This window comes from Rhizobacter sp. Root404 (assembly GCF_001425865.1).
GTDB lineage: Bacteria > Pseudomonadota > Gammaproteobacteria > Burkholderiales > Burkholderiaceae_C > LMDS01.
The window spans coordinates 339,392-357,939 of record NZ_LMDS01000001.1; the positions used below are offsets into that span (position 1 = coordinate 339,392).

At 68.5% G+C, this 18,548-nt stretch carries 20 protein-coding genes; 3 read left to right on the top strand and 17 right to left on the bottom strand.

Annotated elements, in window-relative coordinates; all coding sequences use genetic code 11:
• Nucleotides 1-91: 91 nt before the first annotated feature.
• Both ASC76_RS01680 and ASC76_RS01685 read left to right on the top strand, forming a co-directional pair.
• Nucleotides 92-1,270, top strand: coding sequence for a ribonucleotide-diphosphate reductase subunit beta (locus ASC76_RS01680; RefSeq protein WP_056461436.1), 1,179 nt, complete (start codon nt 92-94; stop codon nt 1,268-1,270).
• A gap of 252 nt (nt 1,271-1,522) precedes the next feature.
• A complete protein-coding gene (locus tag ASC76_RS01685) occupies nt 1,523-1,948 on the top strand; it encodes a histone H1-like DNA-binding protein (protein ID WP_056461439.1) in 426 nt (141 codons plus the stop codon).
• 78 nt (nt 1,949-2,026) lie between these two features.
• On the opposite strand, the gene ASC76_RS01690 is transcribed toward ASC76_RS01685, so the two are convergent.
• The 17 genes from ASC76_RS01690 to dusB all read right to left on the bottom strand — a co-directional run bounded on the left by ASC76_RS01690 (nt 2,027) and on the right by dusB (nt 17,951).
• Complete coding sequence (locus ASC76_RS01690; protein ID WP_056461442.1) at nt 2,027-2,932, bottom strand: carbohydrate kinase family protein; 906 nt, start codon at nt 2,930-2,932, stop codon at nt 2,027-2,029.
• Between the two features lie 59 nt (nt 2,933-2,991).
• Nucleotides 2,992-3,948, bottom strand: a complete 957-nt coding sequence (locus ASC76_RS01695; RefSeq protein WP_056461444.1) for a zinc-ribbon and DUF3426 domain-containing protein — start codon at nt 3,946-3,948, stop codon at nt 2,992-2,994.
• Nucleotides 3,949-3,974: 26 nt separating this feature from the next.
• Nucleotides 3,975-4,877, bottom strand: coding sequence for a 50S ribosomal protein L11 methyltransferase (gene prmA, locus ASC76_RS01700; RefSeq protein WP_056461446.1), 903 nt, complete (start codon nt 4,875-4,877; stop codon nt 3,975-3,977).
• Between the two features lie 2 nt (nt 4,878-4,879).
• On the bottom strand, nt 4,880-6,229 hold the full coding sequence (gene accC, locus ASC76_RS01705; protein WP_056461448.1) for an acetyl-CoA carboxylase biotin carboxylase subunit: 1,350 nt from the start codon (nt 6,227-6,229) through the stop codon (nt 4,880-4,882).
• A gap of 7 nt (nt 6,230-6,236) precedes the next feature.
• Entirely contained in the window at nt 6,237-6,701 is a 465-nt protein-coding gene (gene accB / locus ASC76_RS01710) for an acetyl-CoA carboxylase biotin carboxyl carrier protein (protein ID WP_056461450.1), read from the bottom strand.
• Between the two features lie 276 nt (nt 6,702-6,977).
• The gene (locus ASC76_RS01715) at nt 6,978-7,502 is read right to left on the bottom strand and encodes a TlpA disulfide reductase family protein (RefSeq protein ID WP_056461453.1); all 525 of its coding nucleotides are present in this window, start codon (nt 7,500-7,502) and stop codon (nt 6,978-6,980) included.
• A complete protein-coding gene (locus tag ASC76_RS01720) occupies nt 7,499-8,101 on the bottom strand; it encodes a hypothetical protein (protein ID WP_056461455.1) in 603 nt (200 codons plus the stop codon). Before ASC76_RS01720 ends, ASC76_RS01715 begins: the two co-directional genes overlap by 4 nt.
• Before the next feature lie 22 nt (nt 8,102-8,123).
• Entirely contained in the window at nt 8,124-8,903 is a 780-nt protein-coding gene (locus tag ASC76_RS01725; RefSeq protein ID WP_056461460.1) for a transglycosylase domain-containing protein, read from the bottom strand.
• On the bottom strand, nt 8,900-9,757 hold the full coding sequence (gene aroE, locus ASC76_RS01730; RefSeq protein ID WP_056461463.1) for a shikimate dehydrogenase: 858 nt from the start codon (nt 9,755-9,757) through the stop codon (nt 8,900-8,902). The genes ASC76_RS01725 and aroE overlap by 4 nt, the downstream gene beginning before the upstream one ends.
• A complete protein-coding gene (locus ASC76_RS01735; protein WP_056461466.1) occupies nt 9,754-10,614 on the bottom strand; it encodes an energy transducer TonB in 861 nt (286 codons plus the stop codon). Before ASC76_RS01735 ends, aroE begins: the two co-directional genes overlap by 4 nt.
• Nucleotides 10,615-10,626: 12 nt before the next feature.
• Nucleotides 10,627-12,681 (bottom strand): ribonuclease catalytic domain-containing protein, encoded by a 2,055-nt coding sequence (locus ASC76_RS01740; protein WP_056461471.1) that lies wholly within the window; start codon nt 12,679-12,681, stop codon nt 10,627-10,629.
• A gap of 245 nt (nt 12,682-12,926) precedes the next feature.
• A complete protein-coding gene (gene ruvC / locus ASC76_RS01745; protein WP_056461474.1) occupies nt 12,927-13,475 on the bottom strand; it encodes a crossover junction endodeoxyribonuclease RuvC in 549 nt (182 codons plus the stop codon).
• Nucleotides 13,476-13,485: 10 nt separating this feature from the next.
• Complete coding sequence (locus ASC76_RS01750) at nt 13,486-14,454, bottom strand: phosphatidate cytidylyltransferase (RefSeq protein WP_056461478.1); 969 nt, start codon at nt 14,452-14,454, stop codon at nt 13,486-13,488.
• A complete protein-coding gene (locus ASC76_RS01755; protein WP_056461481.1) occupies nt 14,455-15,072 on the bottom strand; it encodes a 1-acyl-sn-glycerol-3-phosphate acyltransferase in 618 nt (205 codons plus the stop codon).
• A gap of 10 nt (nt 15,073-15,082) precedes the next feature.
• A complete protein-coding gene (purH, locus tag ASC76_RS01760; RefSeq protein WP_056461484.1) occupies nt 15,083-16,678 on the bottom strand; it encodes a bifunctional phosphoribosylaminoimidazolecarboxamide formyltransferase/IMP cyclohydrolase in 1,596 nt (531 codons plus the stop codon).
• The gene (locus ASC76_RS01765; protein WP_056461487.1) at nt 16,675-16,914 is read right to left on the bottom strand and encodes a helix-turn-helix domain-containing protein; all 240 of its coding nucleotides are present in this window, start codon (nt 16,912-16,914) and stop codon (nt 16,675-16,677) included. The genes purH and ASC76_RS01765 overlap by 4 nt, the downstream gene beginning before the upstream one ends.
• Nucleotides 16,911-17,951, bottom strand: coding sequence for a tRNA dihydrouridine synthase DusB (dusB, locus tag ASC76_RS01770; protein WP_056461490.1), 1,041 nt, complete (start codon nt 17,949-17,951; stop codon nt 16,911-16,913). The genes ASC76_RS01765 and dusB overlap by 4 nt, the downstream gene beginning before the upstream one ends.
• Nucleotides 17,952-18,059: 108 nt before the next feature.
• On the opposite strand from dusB, the gene ASC76_RS01775 reads away from it, so the two are divergent.
• Nucleotides 18,060-18,545, top strand: coding sequence for a YqaA family protein (locus tag ASC76_RS01775; protein ID WP_056461493.1), 486 nt, complete (start codon nt 18,060-18,062; stop codon nt 18,543-18,545).
• The last annotated feature ends 3 nt before the right edge of the window (nt 18,546-18,548 follow it).

Genomic DNA, 18,548 nt, shown 5'->3' on the forward strand with positions numbered 1-18,548 from the left:
TACCGCAACAAGCAACGCGCGCGAATGTCAAGAAGTGCTTGGGGTTATCGCGCAACACTCTCATAATTGGAACGCACAGGAAAATTTCACCATGCTGGTTTGGGAAGAAGAAGTTAAGCCCTCGACAGTTCACGCCGCGACGCTGGCGCAGACTTCAATGTCTTCGGCGCCTGTCGCTCAAGTGTCTCCAGCAGTTGCCTCCGCCGCGCCGCTCACTCCGGCCACGGCGAAGGCCGAACCGGCCGCTGAAATGCGCCGCGTCAGGGCCGCCGACAAGCGCATCATCAACGGCCAGACCGATGTCAATCAGCTGGTCCCGTTCAAGTACAAGTGGGCGTGGGAGAAGTACCTCGCGACCTGCGCGAACCACTGGATGCCGCAAGAGGTCAACATGTCGCGCGACATCGCGACCTGGAAGGATCCGAACGGCCTGACCGACGACGAGCGTCGCATCGTCAAGCGCAACCTCGGCTTCTTCGTGACCGCCGATTCGCTCGCCGCGAACAACATCGTGCTCGGCACGTACCGCCACATCACCGCACCCGAATGCCGGCAGTTCCTGCTGCGCCAGGCGTTCGAAGAGGCGATCCACACCCACGCCTATCAGTACATCGTCGAGTCGCTCGGTCTCGACGAGAGCGAGATCTTCAACGCCTACAACGAAGTCCAGTCGATCCGCGACAAGGACGAGTTCCTGATCCCGTTCATCTCGGCGATCATGGATCCGCACTTCCACACCGGCACGGTCGAGAACGACCGCACGCTGCTGAAGTCGCTGATCGTGTTCGCGTGCCTGATGGAAGGGCTGTTCTTCTACGTCGGCTTCACGCAGATCCTCGCGCTCGGCCGCCAGAACAAGATGACCGGTGCGGCCGAGCAGTACCAGTACATCCTGCGCGACGAGTCGATGCACTGCAATTTCGGCATCGACCTGATCAACCAGATCAAGCTCGAGAACCCGCAGCTCTGGACGGCCGATTTCAAGGCCGAGATCGTCGCGCTGTTCCACAAGGCCGTCGAGCTCGAGTACCGCTATGCCGAGGACACCATGCCGCGCGGCGTGCTCGGCATGAACGCGTCGATGTTCAAGGGCTACCTGCGCTACATCGCCAACCGGCGTGCCACGCAGATCGGCCTCGAGGAATTGTTCCCGAACGAGGAAAACCCGTTCCCCTGGATGAGCGAAATGATCGACCTCAAGAAGGAGCGCAACTTCTTCGAGACTCGTGTGATCGAGTATCAGAGTGGTGGTGCGCTTTCCTGGGATTGATGCGGCCTTCGCGCAGCGTGCTGTGTGCGCGGGCCATGAAGTCTTTCGTGCCGGGACGGGCGAAAGCAGCAGAGTGATCAAGATTTGCGATGCGTGATGCGCCGACAAAGAAGCGGTGCACGCGGGTCGCCACTGGATTCACCGTACTGGGGCGCCCCTCCTGGGCAGACTCCGGGCGATGAATAGCTGTTGCACAGCGGCGTACGCCGATGTGCAGCGGTTCTTTTTGCAACTTGATCAAGGAGAAACGAAATGGCAACTGCGAAGAAAGCTCCGGCAAAGAAAGCCGCTGCAAAGAAGGCGGCTCCGGCCAAGAAGGCGGCTGTGAAGAAGGCGCCGGCCAAGAAGGCGGCCGCCAAGAAGGCCCCGGCCAAGAAGGCTCCGGCCAAGAAGGTCGCCGCCAAGAAGGCGCCGGCGAAGAAGGCCGCCGCGAAGAAGGCGCCTGCGAAGAAGGCTGCTGCGAAGAAGGCACCGGCGAAGAAGGCCGCTGCGAAGAAGGCGCCTGCGAAGAAGGCTGCTGCGAAGAAGGCCCCCGCGAAGAAGGCCGCTGCGAAAAAGGCGGCCAAGAAGCCTGCTGCGAAGAAGGCCGCTGCCGCTGCCCCTGCGCCGGCTGCCCCTGCCAAGACCGCCCTGAGCCCTCAGGCCGCCTGGCCGTTCCCGACGGGCAGCAAGCCCTGATCGCGATCGCGTGAGCACACAGCCCGGCTTTTGCCGGGCTGTTTTATTTGGGCGCGCGACTCTCGCGCGCCGGTTCGATCAGGCCTCGAGCTCGGCCAGGTTCACCGGGTGGTTCTGCCCGCCGCGGTAGGCCACCTTGGTCGCGCCGATCCGGTTGCCGAGCGCCACGCTGCGCTCCAGCGGCCAGCCCTGCTCGATGCCGTAGAGCAGCGCCGCGCGGAACGCATCGCCGCAGCCGGTCGGGTCGACGACGTTGTCGACATGGTGACCCGGCACCCGGACGCACTCGCCTTGCTGCCACAGATCGCACCCTTCGGCGCCGAGCGTGACGATGATGCCCTTCAGGTGCGATCGCGACAGGCTCGCAAGCGTCTCGCCGGTGCGCTCGCACAGCATCTGCCCCTCGTAGTCGTTGACCGCCACCCAGCTCGCCTTGGCGACGAAGTCGCGCAGATCGGCGCCGTCGAACATCGGCAGACCCTGGCCCGGATCGAAGATGAACGGGATCTTCGCCTGCGCCAGTTGTGCCGCGTGCTGCAGCATCGCGTCGCGGCCGTCCGGGGCGATGATCGCGACGCGGATGTCGGCGTCGGCCGGCACCTGGCTCAGGTGGGCCGACTGCATCGCGCCCGGATGGAACGCGGTGATCTGGTTGTTGTCGGTGTCGGTGATGATGATCGCCTGCGCGGTGTGCGTGTCCGCGATGTTGCGGACCAGCGCCGTGCTCGCGCCCCACGACTCGATCCGCCGCAGGTACTCGGCGCCGTCCGTGCCGACGGCCGCCATGATCAGCGGCTGACCGCCGAGCAGGCGGTGCGAGTAGGCGATGTTGCCGGCGCAGCCGCCGAACTCGCGGCGCAGCGTCGGCACCAGGAACGAGACGTTCAGGATGTGCAGTTGTTCGGGCAGGATCTGCTGCGCGAAGCGGCCTGGGAAGGTCGCGATCGTGTCGAAGGCGAGCGATCCGCAAATGAGTGCCGACATGGAAGGGCTCCGATAAGAGTGAAGAAGAAGGGTCGCGCGCCAGGGCGCGGACCGCCGGGTCAGGGGTAGAACACCTCGACGGTGTAGCCGGTGACACGTGCACCGCCGGCCGAGAACTCGAGTTGCAAGGAGGCATCGGTGCCGGGCCGGATCGGCGCGGCAGCCGCGCGGAAATCCCGCGGCGTCAGCACCTTGCGCGCGACCAGCTGGCCGGTCGTGTCGGTCAGGCTCAAGTCGAGTGACGGCATCGCGACCGGAATCGCGCCGCGGTTGCGCAACACGACCGCCAGGTGGTAGGCGTCGGGCAACGTCGACTGGGTCAAGGCCGTGCTGTCGACCGCGACATCCTCGATCCGGCGCGGCGCGGCGATCGTGCACGACAGCGCCTCGCACCAGGACGCCAGTGCCGGTGCCGTCGCGGGCCAGCGCGCGGCGATGAAATCGCGCTGCTGGTGCATGACCTGCAGGGCGAGTCCCACGATCAGCAGGGCGGCAGCGCCGCCGAACGCGGCGCGCATCGTGGGCGACTGCCAGCGGGCCTGGCGCTGCGCGCGCTGCACGAATTCGGGCGCCGGCTCGGCCGATGCGGCCTCGATGTCGTCGTCGAGCAGCGCGCTTTCATCGGGCGCCACGGTCAATGCCGCGCCCTCGTCCGGCGGCACGTCGCTGCCGGGCTCGGACAGCAGGTGGGTATCGAAGCGCGCGTCCGGAAACTCGAGTCGGTCGCGCGCGCTGACTGCGGGCGCCTGGCCGGGCTCGTCGGGCGTGCGCTGCAGTTGCGCATCGATCTTGTCGCCGAGCGCCGCGTCGATGCCCGCGGCCGGTCGTGGCACTTGCGGCGGCAAGTCGATCGGCGCTTCGAGCGGGGTTTCTCGCGTCAGGTCGAACAGGCCTTCGAGCGCGTTGAACACCTCGCTGCAGCGGCCGCAGCGCACCCAGCCTTCGGACACCTTGAGCTGGTCCTGCACCACCCGAAAGACGGTGCCGCAAGCAGTGCAGCGCGTGGCCAGGCTCATCGGCGGATCATCTCGCAGCGCTCGCTTCAGCCGGGCCGGCGCGCGGTCATCAGGATCCAGCCGTCTTCGGTGTCGCTGACTTGCAGCGCGAGCCACGGCGCGTAGGCGGTCCGGAGCGCATCCGCCTGGCGTTCCAGGATGCCGGCGAGCACCAGGTCGCCCCCCGCCGCGACGTGGGCGCAGAGCAGCGGCGCCAGCAGCGTCAGCGGCGTCGCGAGGATGTTGGCGAACACCAGCGCATACGTGCCGCTCGCCGCATCGGGCAGGCCGGCGTTCAGCGTGACGGCGTTCGCCACGGCGTTCGCGGTGGTGGATTCGACCGCCGCGGGATCGATGTCGACCGCGTCGATCCGGTCGGCGCCGTGCAGCGCCGCGCCGATCGCGAGAATGCCGGAGCCGCAGCCGTAGTCCAGCACGCGGTTCCAGCGCGCACGGCGCTCCGCGGATTGTCGCGCGGTCCAGCGCAGGCACATGCGGGTGGTCGGGTGTGTCCCGGTGCCGAACGCCAGACCCGGGTCGAGCCGGATCACGCGGGTCGCGCCGGGCGGCGGCTCGTGCCAGCTGGGCACGATCCAGAACTCGGGCGTCACGGGGACCGGCGCGAACTGCGATTGCGTCAGGCGCACCCAGTCCTGCTCGGGCACCGGCTGAATCGCCTGGACGTGGACGGCCTGCGCCCAGTCCTGCGCCAGCAGCAGCGTCGCCGCTTCGGTGGCCGCCGCGTCGTCCGGGAACAGCGCGCGCACGACCGAGCGCTGCCAGCCGGCCTTCGGAGCCGGCATGCCCGGTTCGCCGAACAAGGCGTGCTCGGCATCGGTGTCGGCGTCGGCGTCCTCGACCGAGACCGACAACGCATCCAGCTCGTCGATCAGCGCGTCGCTGACGTTCTCGACGCAGTCCTCGGGCGCGAGCAGGATCAACTCGACCATGGTCAGCGCTTGTGCTGTCCGAGCCAGCCTTCGAGGTAGTGGATGCTGGTCCCGCCCTCGATGAACTTGGCATCGACCATCAGCTCGCGGTGCAACGGGATGTTCGTCTCGATGCCCTCGACCACCATCTCCGACAGCGCGATCCGCATCCGCGCCAGCGCCTGGTCGCGGGTGTCGCCGTGGACGATGATCTTGCCGATCATCGAGTCGTAGTTGGGCGGCACGTAGTAATTGGTGTACGCGTGGGAATCGACGCGCACGCCGGGGCCACCGGGCGGGTGCCACATCGTGATGCGGCCCGGCGACGGGGTGAACTTGTACGGGTGCTCGGCGTTTACCCGGCACTCGATCGCGTGCCCGCGCATCTGCACGTTGCGCTGCGTGAACGGCAGTTTCTCGCCGGCCGCGATGCGGATCTGCATCTGCACGATGTCGATGCCGGTGACCAGCTCGGTCACTGGGTGCTCGACCTGCACGCGGGTGTTCATCTCGATGAAGAAGAACTCGCCGTTCTCGTACAGGAACTCGAACGTGCCGGCGCCGCGGTAGCCGATCTTCTTGCAGGCTGCCGCGCAGCGCTCGCCGATGCGCTCGATCACGCGCCGCGGAATGCCGGGCGCGGGGGCCTCCTCGAGGATCTTCTGGTGGCGCCGCTGCATCGAGCAGTCGCGCTCGCCGAGCCAGACCGCGTTCTTGTGCTCGTCGGCCAGCACCTGGATCTCGATGTGGCGCGGGTTCTCGAGGAACTTCTCCATGTACACGGCCGGGTTGCCGAACGCGGCGCCGGCTTCGGCCCGGGTCGTCTGCACCGCATGGATCAGCGCCGCTTCGGTGTGCACCACGCGCATGCCGCGCCCGCCGCCGCCGCCCGAGGCCTTGATGATCACCGGGTAGCCGACCGCGCGCGCCGCCTTGATGATCTCCTTCGGGTCTTCGGACAGCGCGCCCTCGGAGCCCGGCACGCACGGTACGCCGGACTTGATCATCGCCTGCTTGGCCGAGACCTTGTCGCCCATCACGCGGATCGACGCCGGCGTCGGCCCGATGAAGGTGAAGCCGCTGCGCTCGACGCGCTCGGCGAAGTCGGCGTTCTCGGACAGGAACCCGTAGCCCGGGTGGATCGCCTCGGCGTCGGTCACCTCGGCCGTGGAGATGATCGCCGGCATGTTGAGGTAGCTCTGCGCGGACGATGCCGGGCCGATGCACACCGCCTCGTCGGCGAGCTTCACGTACTTCGCGTCGCGGTCGGCCTCGGAATAGACGACGACCGACTTGATGCCCATCTCGCGGCACGCGCGCTGGATCCGCAAGGCGATTTCGCCGCGGTTGGCGATCAGGATCTTCTTGAACATGGTGGCCTTATTCGATGATGAACAAGGGCTGCCCGAATTCCACGGCCTGGCCGTTCTCACACAGGATGCGCATGACCGTCCCGGACTTGTCGGCCTCGATCTCGTTCATGATCTTCATCGCCTCGATGATGCAGATCGGGTCGCCTTCCTTGATCGGATCGCCGACCTCGGCGAACGCCTTCGAGTTCGGGTTGGCGGCGCGGTAGAACGTACCGACCATTGGCGACTTCACCACATGCCCGGTCTCGACCGGCGCGGCCGGCACTTCGGCTGCCGAGGCCGGCGCGGCTGCGGGTGCGGCGGGGGCCGGCATCGCCATCGGCATCTGCTGCACGTACTGCATGGTGGCCGGCGCGCCAGCCGGATCGGCCTTGACGATGCGCACCTTGCCTTCGGCCTCGGTGATCTCGAGCTCGGAAATGTTCGACTCGGAGACGAGGTCGATCAGCGTCTTCAGTTTGCGGAGGTCCATGGCGTGTGCGGTTCCTGTCGGGGCAGCTGCCGCGCGGGCAGCCGGGAGAATGAGTCGGAGGTGGCGTTGCGCCGGTTCACGGTCCGAGGGACCGGCTTCTTGCATTCATCGTGCCGCTAGGCGTCGTGATCTGTTCCTGACGAGTCACCCGGTGTAGTCGGTTCTTCCGACCCGGGTTTGCAACAACAAGGTGCGGTACTTTACGCGACTTGACTGAAATTGCGTGCAGTTGACAAGCGCTGAAAGACCAATGCCGAATTTCGCGGTCCGACGTGTTCACCCGACCGTCGCCGCCCAGTGCTGCAAGTCCTCGAGCGCGATGGCGCCGAGCTTTCGGTGCGCGACACGTCCGGATCGGTCGAAGACGATGCTGAACGGCAGCCCGCCGCCGCTGTTGCCTAGCCGCTTGGCCAGCACGATGCCATCGACGCCCGCCAAGCCGATGCCGAAGGAGACCGGGCGCCGGGCGAGAAACGAGACCACCGGCTCGAGATTGTCGACCGCGAGTCCGACCACCTGCCACCCATTCTTGGCCTGCTCGCGCTGGAACTGATCGAGCATCGGCAGCTCGGCGACGCAAGGGGGGCACCAGGTGGCCCAGAAGTTCAGCAGCAGCGGGCGGCCGCGCAGGGCTTCGAACGCGAGTGGCCCGCCACCGGTCGGCCGCTCGAAGCGGGCGCGCCACAGTTCGCGCTCGGCGTCGTCGCCCGGCGCGGCGGCACGGCGCTGCCAGGCCACGCCCGCGCCGACGGCCGCGGCCGCCACGGCCACGCCGCCCAGGAGTGCGCCGCGCCGGTTCATTCGGCCCCAGCCGCCATCAACTTGCGCAACGCCGCGAGATCGCCGCGCTGCGAACGGCCGCCGGCATCGGGCTTCAGTGCACCGCGCAGGTCGTCGTGGTCGAGCACGCTCAGGTGCACCGTGACGTGCTCGCCCAGGTCCGGGCAGGCATGCGCCACGCTCAGCACATCGATCGGTTCGCCGCGCGGCCCCGGTCGGCTACCGACATCGTAGTCCACGTGCCGGTCGATCAGCGCCAGCTCGGCGGCCTTGGAGTCGTCGCAGAACAGTTCGAGGTGCACGTTGTTCAGCCGGGTCGCGGTGCCGCGCCAGACCGCGCCCGTCAGGTGCGGGCGGAACTCGGCGAGGCGCTCCATCCACACCAGTGCCACGGTCCGCAGCGCAGCGAGTTCGCGCGGCTGGGTCTCGGCGCAGAAGATCGCGAGGTACTGGCGCACCTCGTCCTCGACCAGGTCGTTGCCGGGCAGTTCCGACGCCCGGGTCGATGACCGCCCGAGCGTTCGTGCGGCGCGGCGCTTGGCCGGGCCGTACTCCATGCCTTCCTCGACGACGAGGCGCGCCGCGGCGGCGGCGATCTCTTCGGTCAGCGCTGAACTCATGCGTGATTCTAGGAACAAGCGCTCAGGGCAGCTCGACCGCGCCCATCCGCGCGCTGACCGTGCCCGCCCGGCCGATCACGTAGGCCGAGCCCGGGCGCTTCTCGAAGCGCTTGGGCGCGGGCAGCATCACCGCGAGCTGCGCCGCCTGCGTGGCGCCCAGCCGGTCGGCGCCGACATGGAAGTAATGGCGCGCCGCCGCCTCGGCGCCGAAGACGCCCTCGCCCCACTCGACGTTGTTCAGGTAGATCTCCAGGATGCGCTGCTTGCTGAGCAGGCCCTCGAGCATGAAGGTGACGACGAACTCCTGCGCCTTGCGCAACAGGTTGCGTTCGCCGCCCAGGAACAGGTTCTTCGCGAGCTGCTGGGTGATCGTCGAGCCGCCGACCACCTTGGGCTGGGCGCGTGGCGGCAGCTTGACCGCCGCCGCCCTGGTCGGCGGCAGCTTTTGCAGGCGTCGGTCGAACTGTTCGTTGATCTTCTCGACCCGCGCCTCGGCCTTCTGGTTGCGCTCCCACGCCTTTTCGAGCGCGTCCCACTCGACGCCGCTGTGCTCGGCGAAGCCGGCGTCCTCCGACGCAATCACCGCGCGTTTTAGGTTCGGCGAGATGCGGGCGTAGGGTTGCCATTGCTGGCTCCAGGCGAGCGCGTGTTTCTCGGTCAGCAGCCGCCAGGCCTCGGAGCGCTGGAACGTGGTGGACTGGGGATCCACCACGGTCATCAGCGCGACGCGGGCCAGCAGGAAGAGCTGGAACGCCAGCGCCGACAGCAGCACCAGCGCGAACAGGCGCCAGGCCGATCTCACGTCGCGGCGGCCTTCGCCGCGTTGCTCATGCGCTCGCGCAGGGCCGCGAGCACCGGGGCGGTGGCCGGCTGCACGCCGCGCCAGAGCTCGAACGCCGCCGCCGCCTGCTCGACCAGCATGCCGAGACCGTCGCGGCCGCGGGCGCCGTGATCCTCGGCCCAGGCCAGGAACGGTGCCGCGGCAGCGCCGTACATCATGTCGAGCGCGAGTGCGCCCGGGGCCAGCGTGACCGGCGAGACCGGTACCGCGGCGCCTTGCAGGCTGCTCGCCGAGGCGTTGATGACGACGTCGAAGTCGCGGCCGCAACCTTCCAGCGTCGCGGCGCTCAGCAAGGTCTCGGCCGCCACGGGGCGGTGCCGCTCGACCAGCGCCTTCGCCTTGTTCAGCGTGCGGTTCGCGACCACCACTTCGGCCGGGTGCGCGGCCAGCAGCGGGCCGAGGGCGCCGGCCGCCGCGCCGCCGGCGCCGATCAGCAGCACCCGCGCGCCGGCCAGCGGCACCTCGGCATTGCGCTCGATGTCGTGGACCAGGCCGATGCCGTCGGTGTTGTCGCCCAGCCAGCCGGCCGCGTCGAAGCGCAGCACGTTCGCCGCGCGGGCCAGTTCGGCACGCGGCGTGCGCCGCGCCGCCAGTTCGAACGCGTGGAACTTGAACGGCACGGTGATGTTGCAGCCCTTGGCGCCGCCATCGGCCAGCGCGCGGATCGCGGTGACGAAGCCGTCGAGCGGGATCAGCTGGCGCCCGTATTCCATCGCCTGCCCGGTCTGGCGCGCGAACTCGCTCTGGATGAACGGCGACTGGCTGTGCTCCACCGGGTTGCCGGCGACGACGTACTTGTCCATGGGGAAACTCAATTCGACGGGGTGGCGCTGAGCGTGGTCTCGAGACCCTCTTCGCGCGTGAACTTGAAGCGTGAGGTGATCACGAGCTGGTCGGCACGCATGCGCATCGCTGCGTTGAACGGCCCGAACGGCGCCGCTGCGCGCACGATCGCGATGGCGCGGCGATCGAGCACGCGTGACTTGGAAGGTCGCACCACCTCGGTGTCGACGACGCGCCCTTCGGTGTCCACCGTCACGTTCATCGTCAGTTCGCCATACAGCTTCTTGCCCTGGTTCTCGGGGAAGTTGCGGGTGCCGCGCTCCTCGATCTTGCGGCGCAGCGCGTCGTAGTACAGCGCATAGACCTCTTCGCGGGTCGCGGGGCTGATGTAGCGCTTCTTCGGGCGCGCGTTCTCCTCGTTGACGCGCTTCTCGATCTCCGCGAGCAACTGCACCAGCTGGCGCCGCCGTTCTTCCTGCGCCGCCTCGTCCGGGTTGCCCTGCTCGCGCTGCGGGTCGGGCGCCGGCAGCAGCGCGAGCTCGCGGCGTATCTGCGCGAGCAGTTGCTGCTGCGTCTCCTGCAACTGCTCGATGCGCTTGCGTGCCTCCTCGTTCGAGTCGCCCACCTCGACCAGCGCCGACGGCGGCAGCGGGGAGGTGGCGCGCCCCGCCTCGGCCTCGCCGCCGCCGGCCAGCGCGGCCTGCGCGATCGCCTGCGCCTTCTCCGGAGGCTCGCCCGAGCGCGAGTTGACCAGGATCACCTCGAGCGGCGTGTCCTGGAAGATGCGGTTGAAGCCCTCCGGATCGACGATGCGCACCGTCAGCAGCGCCGCATGCAGACCGAACGAGACGATCAACGCGAGTTGCAGGGTCGAGAGCTTGCGCAGCATCGGCGGGGTGGGTCAGGGCGTGGTGGTGTCGGCAGTCTGCGCGGCCGCTGAGTCGGCGGCGTCGTCACCCTGAACGTCGATCGCCAGCGTCAACGGGCCGGCGCCCTCGGCGAGTTCGTCGGCATCGGGCTCGGCGGCGGTGGCGGCATCGGCCGGCACGTCATCGAGGCGCGCTGCCAGCGTCGCATGCAGGTCGAGTGTCAGCAGGTCGGTGCCGACCACGCGTGCCCGCACGTGCGCGCCGCGCGGCAGCGACTCGGCGCCACCGACGCGGAACACCAGCGGCAGCGTGTCGGCGCGCACCAGGCCGTCCTTCATCACGACCGCGTCGAGCTCGGCGATGCCGTCCTGGGTCAGCGAGCGCAGCGCCCAGTAGCGCTCGATCGACTGCTGAAAGCCGTTGTACTCGGCGTAGGCCGAGTCGAAGCCCGAGATGATCGCGAACAGCTGCACGTCCTTCGGCTTGAACGGCGCGGCCAGCGCCGCGGTGCGGCCGTGGCGCGCGCAGGCGATGATCTGCCACTGGTTCACGAGGTCGACATAGCGCCGCAGCGGCGAGGTCGCCCAGGTGTATTGCGCGACGCCCATGCCGGCGTGCGGCGCAGGCTTGGTGCTCATGCGCACCTTCACGCCCGGCGCCATGCTGGCCTGGCTGCGGTAGATGCCCGGAACGCCGCACTCGGCGAGCCAGCCGCCCCAGGTGCTGTTGGCCAGGATCATCGCCTCGGCCACGATCAGGTCGAGCGCGGAGCCGCGCTGGCGGGTCGTGATCAGCACGCGTTCGGTTCCCTGCGGCTCSCCGCCTTCGACGCCTTCGAGGCGGAAGTTGTAGTCCGGCCGGTTGAAGTTCTCCGGCTTGCCGCGCACCACCTCGCGCTGCGCCTTCAGGTGGCGCGCCAGGCGGAACGCGAACGCGAGTTCGGGCGCGAATTCGTAATCGGCCGGCGCCTCGCCGAGCAGCGTCGCTTCGGTGATCACGGTGTCGAGCTGATCGTGGCGCAGGTTGGCGGCGATCGGCACGCGCTCCAGCTTCGTCTCGGTCGCGGTGATCGCGAAGCTGGCCTCGTCCATCGTCAGGTACAGCGAGACCGCGGGGCACTCGCGTCCGGCGATCAGCGTGTAGGCCTGAACCACCTCGTCCGGCAGCATCGTCAGTTTGTGGCCCGGCATGTAGACGGTGGACAGGCGCGCCCGCGCGACCTGGTCGACCGGCGTGTCGGGCGCGAACGCCAGCCCCGGCGCGGCGATGTGGATGCCGAACACGACGCTGCCGCTGCCCAGCCCCTGCACCGACAGCGCATCGTCGATCTCGGTGGTCTGCGAGTCATCGATCGAGAACGCGCGCACCGTGGCCAGCGGCAGCGTCTCCTTGATCGCCGGGGCCTGCAGCGGCGGGAAGCCGGTGCCCTTCGGAAAGTTCTCGAACAGGAAGCGGCGCCAATGGAACTGGTACGGCGAGTCGATCGCACCCGCCGCCTTCAGCAACTCCAGCGGCGGCTTCTGCGACAGCTTCGCGGCCTCGACCACGGCCTTGTACTCCGGGGCGTTCTTGTCCGGCTTGAACAGCAGCTTGTAGAGCTGCTCGCGCACGGCGGGCGGGCACTCGCCGCGCACCAGGTCGCCGGCCCACGTGTCGATCTGCGCGGCGATCTGCTTCTTGCGCTCGATGCCGAGCAGCGCGGCCTTGACGATCTCCTCGGGCGCCTTCCTGAAGTTGCCCTTGCCGAGCCGGCGAAAGTAGTGCGGCGCCTCGAACAGGCGGAACAGCGCGCCGGCCTGCTTCTCGATGCCGGCGCTCGCCTCGAAATACTCGCGCGCCAAGTCCCCGAAACTGAATTCGTCTTCAGGTGCGAATTCCCACGCCAGGTCGAGGTCGATCTCCTTGGCGATCGTTTGCGCGGAGGCGATCAGGTCCGCCGGCTGCGGCTTGTCGAACTTGAGCAGCACGTTGGCTGCCTTGACCTTGACGCGCTTGCCGGAGTCGAGTTCGATCTGCATCGAGGTGTCGGCTTCGGTCATCACGCGGCCGGCGAGGAACTTTCCGGCTTCTTCGAAGAGGGCGTACATAGGGGGTGGATTGTCGCTGAGAGCGTGTTCCTTTTTCGCTCGGGGAGCGGCTGCGTTCAGACATGCGCGCCGAAGTCAGATGGGAAGCGCACTGCGCGCGCGGCCACACGCCCTGCGCTGCTCGACGCCTCCCAGGCACGGCGCAGCCCACCCGGGCGCGCCTTCGCTGTAACCGTCGAGGTGTTTCCGGGAAGGTGCTCACGTGGTGCCGCCTGCCGCGACGCGCGCGCGCATCGAACGAAAGACTAGTAAGTCCGCCCCCGCCGATACTGCGCATGCGCCCGCGGCGCCAGCGTAGCCCCTCGCGCCAGGGCCGCCAACGAAGACCCTGCATGCGCATGACAGATGGCAAGCCCCAGCGCATCCGCCGCATCCTTCCCCGGCAACCCCGGCAGGGACAGCAGCCGCATCACCATCTCTTGCACCTGCTCCTTGCGCGCCGCGCCGTGGCCGACGATCGCCTTCTTCATCTGCAGCGCGGTGTACTCGGAGACCACCAGGTCGGCCGTCACCAGCGCCGTCAGCGCTGCGCCCCGCGCTTGGCCGAGCAGCAAGGTCGATTGCGGATTGACGTTGACGAACACGATCTCGACCGACGCGCACGTCGGCTCGTAGCGGGCCGCGATCTCACGGATGCCGTCGAAGATCACGCGCAACCGGTCCGGCAGCGAGCCCGACACGACCGACTCGGTCTTGATCGTGCCGCTGGCGACGTAGTGGAGCTTCGAGCCGACCGATTCGATGACGCCGAAGCCGGTGGTCCGCAGACCGGGGTCGATGCCGAGGATGCGCATGGTTCGCAGCCTACAGGCCGAAGTACCAGCGCACTGCGTGGAAGAACACCGGCGCCGCGAAGCACAGCGGCGCGACCCGGTCGAGCAGCCCGACCGCGCCCGTCACCGAGGCCTTGCCGCCCCACGAGCGCACGCCCGCATCGCGCTTCAGCGCCTGCATCACGAACTCGCCGAGCGTGCCGCTGCCGCCGGCGATCAGTCCCATGATGATCGCGGCCCAGGGCTTGAACGGCGTCGACCAGTAGAGCAGGCCGCCCGCCACCGCGGCGGCGCCGGCGCCGATGGCCCACGCCCGCCAGGAGAACGAGCGGCTGATCGCGCGCGCCACCGGGCGCCGGCGCAGGCGGCGGCTCGCGGCCTCCTGCACGATCTGCGCGACGGCGACGACCACGACCAGGTACAGCACCAGGAACGCGCCGCGGTCGCGGTAGTCCGGCAGGTCGAGCAGCAGCAGCGCCGGCGCGTGGCTCATGCCGTAGACGCAGACCATGATGCCCCACTGGATCTTCGCGGTGCGCTCGAGAAAGCGCTGCGGGTCGTTGCCCAGCGCGCTGACGACCGGGATCGCGAGGAACACGTAGACCGGGATGAACACCGTGAACAGGTCGAACTGCTCGCTCGCGACGATCACGTACTGCAGCGGCAGCACGACGAAGAACGCCAGCAGCAGGCTGCGGTGGTCGCCGCGCCGCGTGTGCGTCAGCGTCACGAACTCGCGCAGCGCGAGGAAGGAGACCAGCCCGAACAGCAGCGTCGAGACGATGCCGCCGGTGACCCACGAGATCCAGAACAGCACCGAGCCAGCCCAGACCGCGCGCAGGTCGCGCTTGAACTGCTCGTGTGCGTCGAGTTCGGCGTCGCTGCGGTCGCGCAGCGTGCGCGTGAACGCGACCACGGTCACGATCGTCAGCACGCCGAACAGCGCGAGGAACAGCAGGCCGACCTGCTGCGACACGGTGAGGTTGCGCAGCGCGCCCATCTAGTGCACCGCCCGCAGCGCCATCACCGCATTGCGCGCGCGTTCGAGAAACGTGCGCTTGTCTTCGCCGGGGAACAGCGTCAGCGGCTTGCCGAAGGTCACGGAACAAAGGATCGGCACCGGCACGACTTCGCCCTTGGGCATCACGCGCTGGACGTTGTCGATCCAGGCCGGGATCAGCTGCACGTCGGGGAACGCCTCGGCCAGGTGGAACAGGCCGGCCTTGAACGGGGCAGGATCGACCTTGTTGCCGCGCGTGCCCTCCGGGAAGATCACCAGCGAATCGCCGTGGCGCAGCGCTTCCATCAGCGGCTCGAGCGGGTCCTCGTCGTCGGTGCGCTGGCGACTCACGTAGACCGCGTTGAAGATCTCCCGCGTGATCCAGTGCTTGAGCGGCGACGAAGTCCAGTAGTCGCGTGCCGCGATCGGCCGCGTCACGGTGCGCAGGTCGCGCGGAAGCGCGGCCCAGATCAGCACCCAGTCGAAGTGGCTCTGGTGGTTCGCGAAATAAATCCGCTGCTCGGCCTTGGGCGGCGAGCCGTACCAGTGGCCCTGCGCGCCGGTGATCAGGCGCGCGACGGCGGCGAGAGCGAGGCCGGCAACCTCGGGAAGTTTCATCCGTCCGAGTCTAGTGGCGGAAGTGCCGCACGCCGGTCAGCACCATCGCGATGCCGCGTTCGTTCGCTGCGTTGATCACCTCGTCGTCGCGCATCGAGCCGCCGGGCTGGATGACGCAGGTTGCGCCCTGGTCGATCACCACGTCGAGGCCGTCGCGGAACGGGAAGAACGCGTCGCTCGCGACTACCGAGCCCTGCAGCGTCAGGCCGGCGTTGCCGGCCTTGATGCTGGCGATGCGCGCGGAGTCGATGCGGCTCATCTGCCCGGCGCCGACGCCGAGCGTCATGCCGTCACCGCAGAACACGATCGCGTTGCTCTTCACGTACTTGGCCACCTTCCACGCGAACAGCAGGTCGTCGAGTTGCGCCGGTGTCGGCTGCTTGGCGGTGACGCACTTCAGCTCGGCCCGCGTCATGCCGCGGTTGTCGGCGGTCTGGATCAGCAGGCCCGAACCGACGCGCTTGACGTCCTGCGCGTTGCGGCCCTGCTCCCAGTCGGTCGCACCGCCCGGGGGCAGGGCGATCTGCAGCACCCGCGTGTTCGGCTTGGCGGCGAACGCGGCCAGCGCTTCGGGCGTGAAGCTCGGCGCCATCAGCACCTCGACGAACTGCTTGGCCACCAGCGCCGCGCCGGCACCGTCCAACTCGCAATTGAACGCGATGATGCCGCCGAAGGCCGAAGTCGGGTCGGTCTTGAAAGCCTTCGCATACGCCTCGGCCGCGTTCGCGCCGATCGCGACGCCGCACGGGTTGGCGTGCTTGACGATCACGCAGGTCGGCACGTCGAAACTCTTCACGCACTCCCAGGCCGCGTCGGCATCGGCGATGTTGTTGTACGAGAGTTCCTTGCCCTGCAGTTGCTTCGCGGTGACGAGCGAGCCCGGCGCGGGGTGCAGGTCGCGGTAGAACGCGGCGCTCTGGTGCGGGTTCTCGCCGTAGCGCAGGTCCTGCAGCTTGACGAAGCGCGCGTTCGACTGCGCCGGGAATGCCGCGCGCGAGCCATCGGGCTGCAACGACGACAGGTAGTCGCTGATCGCCGCGTCGTAGTTCGAGATGCGATTGAAGGCCGCGACCGACAGCGCAAACTTCGTCGCGGTGCTCACAACCCCCTCGGCCTGCAGCTCCGTCAGCACCTGCGGGTACTGCGCCGCGTCGGTCAGCACCGCGACATCCTTCCAGTTCTTCGCGGCCGAGCGCACCATCGCCGGGCCGCCGATGTCGATGTTCTCGATCGCGTCTTCCAGCGTGCAACCCGGCTTCGCGACCGTCGCCTCGAACGGGTACAGGTTCACGACCAGCAGGTCGATCGTCGCGATGCCGTGCTTCTCGATCGCCGCCATGTGCTCCGGCAGGTCGCGTCGCGCCAGCAGACCGCCGTGGATGGTCGGATGCAAGGTCTTGACCCGGCCGTCCAGCATCTCCGGAAAGCCGGTGTGCTCGGCCACCTCGGTGACGGGCAGGCCGGCGTCGGCGAGCAGCTTCGCGGTGCCGCCGGTCGACAGCAGCCCGATGCCGAGCGCTTGGAGCGACCTGGCGAATTCGAGGACGCCGGTCTTGTCGGAGACCGACAGCAGCGCGGTGAGTTGCGATTTTGCAGGAGCGTTCATTTGATCAGCTTGTGGTCGAGCAGTTTGCGGCGCAGCGTGTTGCGGTTGATGCCCAGCCATTCGGCCGCGCGGCTCTGGTTGCCCTCGGCGTGCTTCATCACGACGTCGAGCAGCGGCTTCTCGACCACGCCGAGGATCATCTCGTACATGGCCGCGGGTTCGACGCCGCGCAGGTCCTTGAAGTAGATCTCCAGGCTGTCGCGGATGCACTCTTCGATGTGGGTGGGTTTCTTCATGCGAATGCTTCTTCTTGTGTCGCTTGGTCTTCGGGGACGGCGCGCGGCAGCAGGCGGTGTGAGTCGGCCAGCTCGTCGAACCAGTCGGTGACGGCGCGGACCTGCGTCTCGCAGCTCTCCAGCAGGTTCATGCGGGCGCGGAACGCCTCGCCGCCGGGCAGCGCGCGCACCGCCCAGCCGATGTGCTTGCGCGCGCTGCGCACGCCGGCAAACTCGCCGTACAGGCCGTAGTGGTCGTGCAGGTGTTCGAGCAGCCAGGCCTTCGCCTGTGCCACCTCGGGTGCGGGCAGGTGCTCGCCGGTCTCGAGGAAGTGCGCGATCTCGCGGAAGATCCACGGCCGGCCTTGCGCCGCGCGGCCGATCATGATGGCGTCGGCCCCGGTCGCGGCAAGCACGTCGCGCGCCTTCTCGGGCGAATCGATGTCGCCGTTCGCGACCACCGGGATGCGCAGCGCCGCCTTCACCGCACTGACCGTGTCGTACTCGGCCTGGCCCTTGTAGCCCTGCTCGCGGGTGCGGCCATGCACCGTGACCATCGCGACGCCGGCGGCCTCGGCGGCGCGCGCGATGCGCACCGCGTTGCGCTCGGCCGCGCACCAGCCGGTGCGCATCTTCAGCGTCACCGGCACGTTGCGCGGCGCGCACGCGGCGACCACGGCCTCGACGATCGCCAGCGCCAGCGGCTCGTCCTGCATCAGCGCCGAGCCCGCCCACTTGTTGCAGACCTTCTTGGCCGGGCAGCCCATGTTGATGTCGATGATCTGCGCGCCGCGGTCGATGTTGTAGGCGGCGGCCTCGGCCATCATCTGCGCGTCGGTGCCGGCGATCTGCACCGCGATCGGCGCGACCTCGCCATCGTGGTTGGCGCGGCGGCTGGTCTTCAGGCTGTTCCAGAGGTCCTTGCGCGAAGTCACCATCTCGCTGACCGCATAGCCCGCGCCGAGCCGCTTGCACAGCTGGCGGAACGGCCGGTCCGTCACGCCGGCCATCGGCGCGGCGAAGAGACGGTTCGCCAGTTCGATGTGGCCGATCTGCATGGGAGGAGGGTGGCGCGACTGCTGAAAAAGGAGGCAGAAGTATAGCGGCGCGTCGCAGCGCCACGTCCTACGGGAAAGCGGTGTGCGCGCTGGCGATAATCCGCCGCAATGGAAGCATGGCTCGACTCCTTGATGGCGCTGCTCGCGTTGCCGAAGTTCGGCCTGAGCACCGTCTTCATCGTCGCGTTCATCTCCGCCACGCTGCTGCCGCTCGGCTCCGAGCCGGCGGTGTTCGGACTGGTCAAGCTGAACCCCGACATGTTCTGGCCCGCCGTGCTGGTCGCGACCGCCGGCAACACGCTCGGCGGCGCCGTCACCTGGTGGATGGGCCGCGGCGCCGAGGCCGCCTACGAACGCATGAGTCATCACAAGCCGCCCAACGCGCGCGCCTTGCGGTGGCTCGCGCGCTGGGGCACGAAGGGCTGCCTGTTGTCATGGCTGCCGGTCGTCGGCGATCCGCTGTGCGCCGTGGCCGGCTGGTTGAAGCTGCCGTTCTGGCCCTGCGTGTTCTACATGGCGATCGGCAAGTTCGGCCGCTATGTGACGATGACGGCTGCGATGCTCTGGTTCTGGCCGGGTCAGTTCGTACACTGACGC

Bases quoted from the DNA above. Each gene is read 5' to 3' on its own strand.
- ASC76_RS01680 (WP_056461436.1), top strand. From the start codon at position 92: ATGCTGGTTTGGGAAGAAGAAGTTAAGCCCTCGACAGTTCACGCCGCG.
- ASC76_RS01690 (WP_056461442.1), bottom strand. From the start codon at position 2,932: ATGTCGGCACTCATTTGCGGATCGCTCGCCTTCGACACGATCGCGACC.
- dusB (WP_056461490.1), bottom strand. From the start codon at position 17,951: ATGCAGATCGGCCACATCGAACTGGCGAACCGTCTCTTCGCCGCGCCG.
- accB (WP_056461450.1), bottom strand. From the start codon at position 6,701: ATGGACCTCCGCAAACTGAAGACGCTGATCGACCTCGTCTCCGAGTCG.
- purH (WP_056461484.1), bottom strand. From the start codon at position 16,678: ATGAACGCTCCTGCAAAATCGCAACTCACCGCGCTGCTGTCGGTCTCC.
- ASC76_RS01775 (WP_056461493.1), top strand. From the start codon at position 18,060: ATGGAAGCATGGCTCGACTCCTTGATGGCGCTGCTCGCGTTGCCGAAG.
- ASC76_RS01765 (WP_056461487.1), bottom strand. From the start codon at position 16,914: ATGAAGAAACCCACCCACATCGAAGAGTGCATCCGCGACAGCCTGGAG.
- ASC76_RS01720 (WP_056461455.1), bottom strand. From the start codon at position 8,101: ATGAGTTCAGCGCTGACCGAAGAGATCGCCGCCGCCGCGGCGCGCCTC.
- ruvC (WP_056461474.1), bottom strand. From the start codon at position 13,475: ATGCGCATCCTCGGCATCGACCCCGGTCTGCGGACCACCGGCTTCGGC.
- ASC76_RS01735 (WP_056461466.1), bottom strand. From the start codon at position 10,614: ATGCTGCGCAAGCTCTCGACCCTGCAACTCGCGTTGATCGTCTCGTTC.
- ASC76_RS01715 (WP_056461453.1), bottom strand. From the start codon at position 7,502: ATGAACCGGCGCGGCGCACTCCTGGGCGGCGTGGCCGTGGCGGCCGCG.
- accC (WP_056461448.1), bottom strand. From the start codon at position 6,229: ATGTTCAAGAAGATCCTGATCGCCAACCGCGGCGAAATCGCCTTGCGG.
- ASC76_RS01755 (WP_056461481.1), bottom strand. From the start codon at position 15,072: ATGAAACTTCCCGAGGTTGCCGGCCTCGCTCTCGCCGCCGTCGCGCGC.
- ASC76_RS01685 (WP_056461439.1), top strand. From the start codon at position 1,523: ATGGCAACTGCGAAGAAAGCTCCGGCAAAGAAAGCCGCTGCAAAGAAG.
- ASC76_RS01750 (WP_056461478.1), bottom strand. From the start codon at position 14,454: ATGGGCGCGCTGCGCAACCTCACCGTGTCGCAGCAGGTCGGCCTGCTG.
- ASC76_RS01695 (WP_056461444.1), bottom strand. From the start codon at position 3,948: ATGAGCCTGGCCACGCGCTGCACTGCTTGCGGCACCGTCTTTCGGGTG.
- prmA (WP_056461446.1), bottom strand. From the start codon at position 4,877: ATGGTCGAGTTGATCCTGCTCGCGCCCGAGGACTGCGTCGAGAACGTC.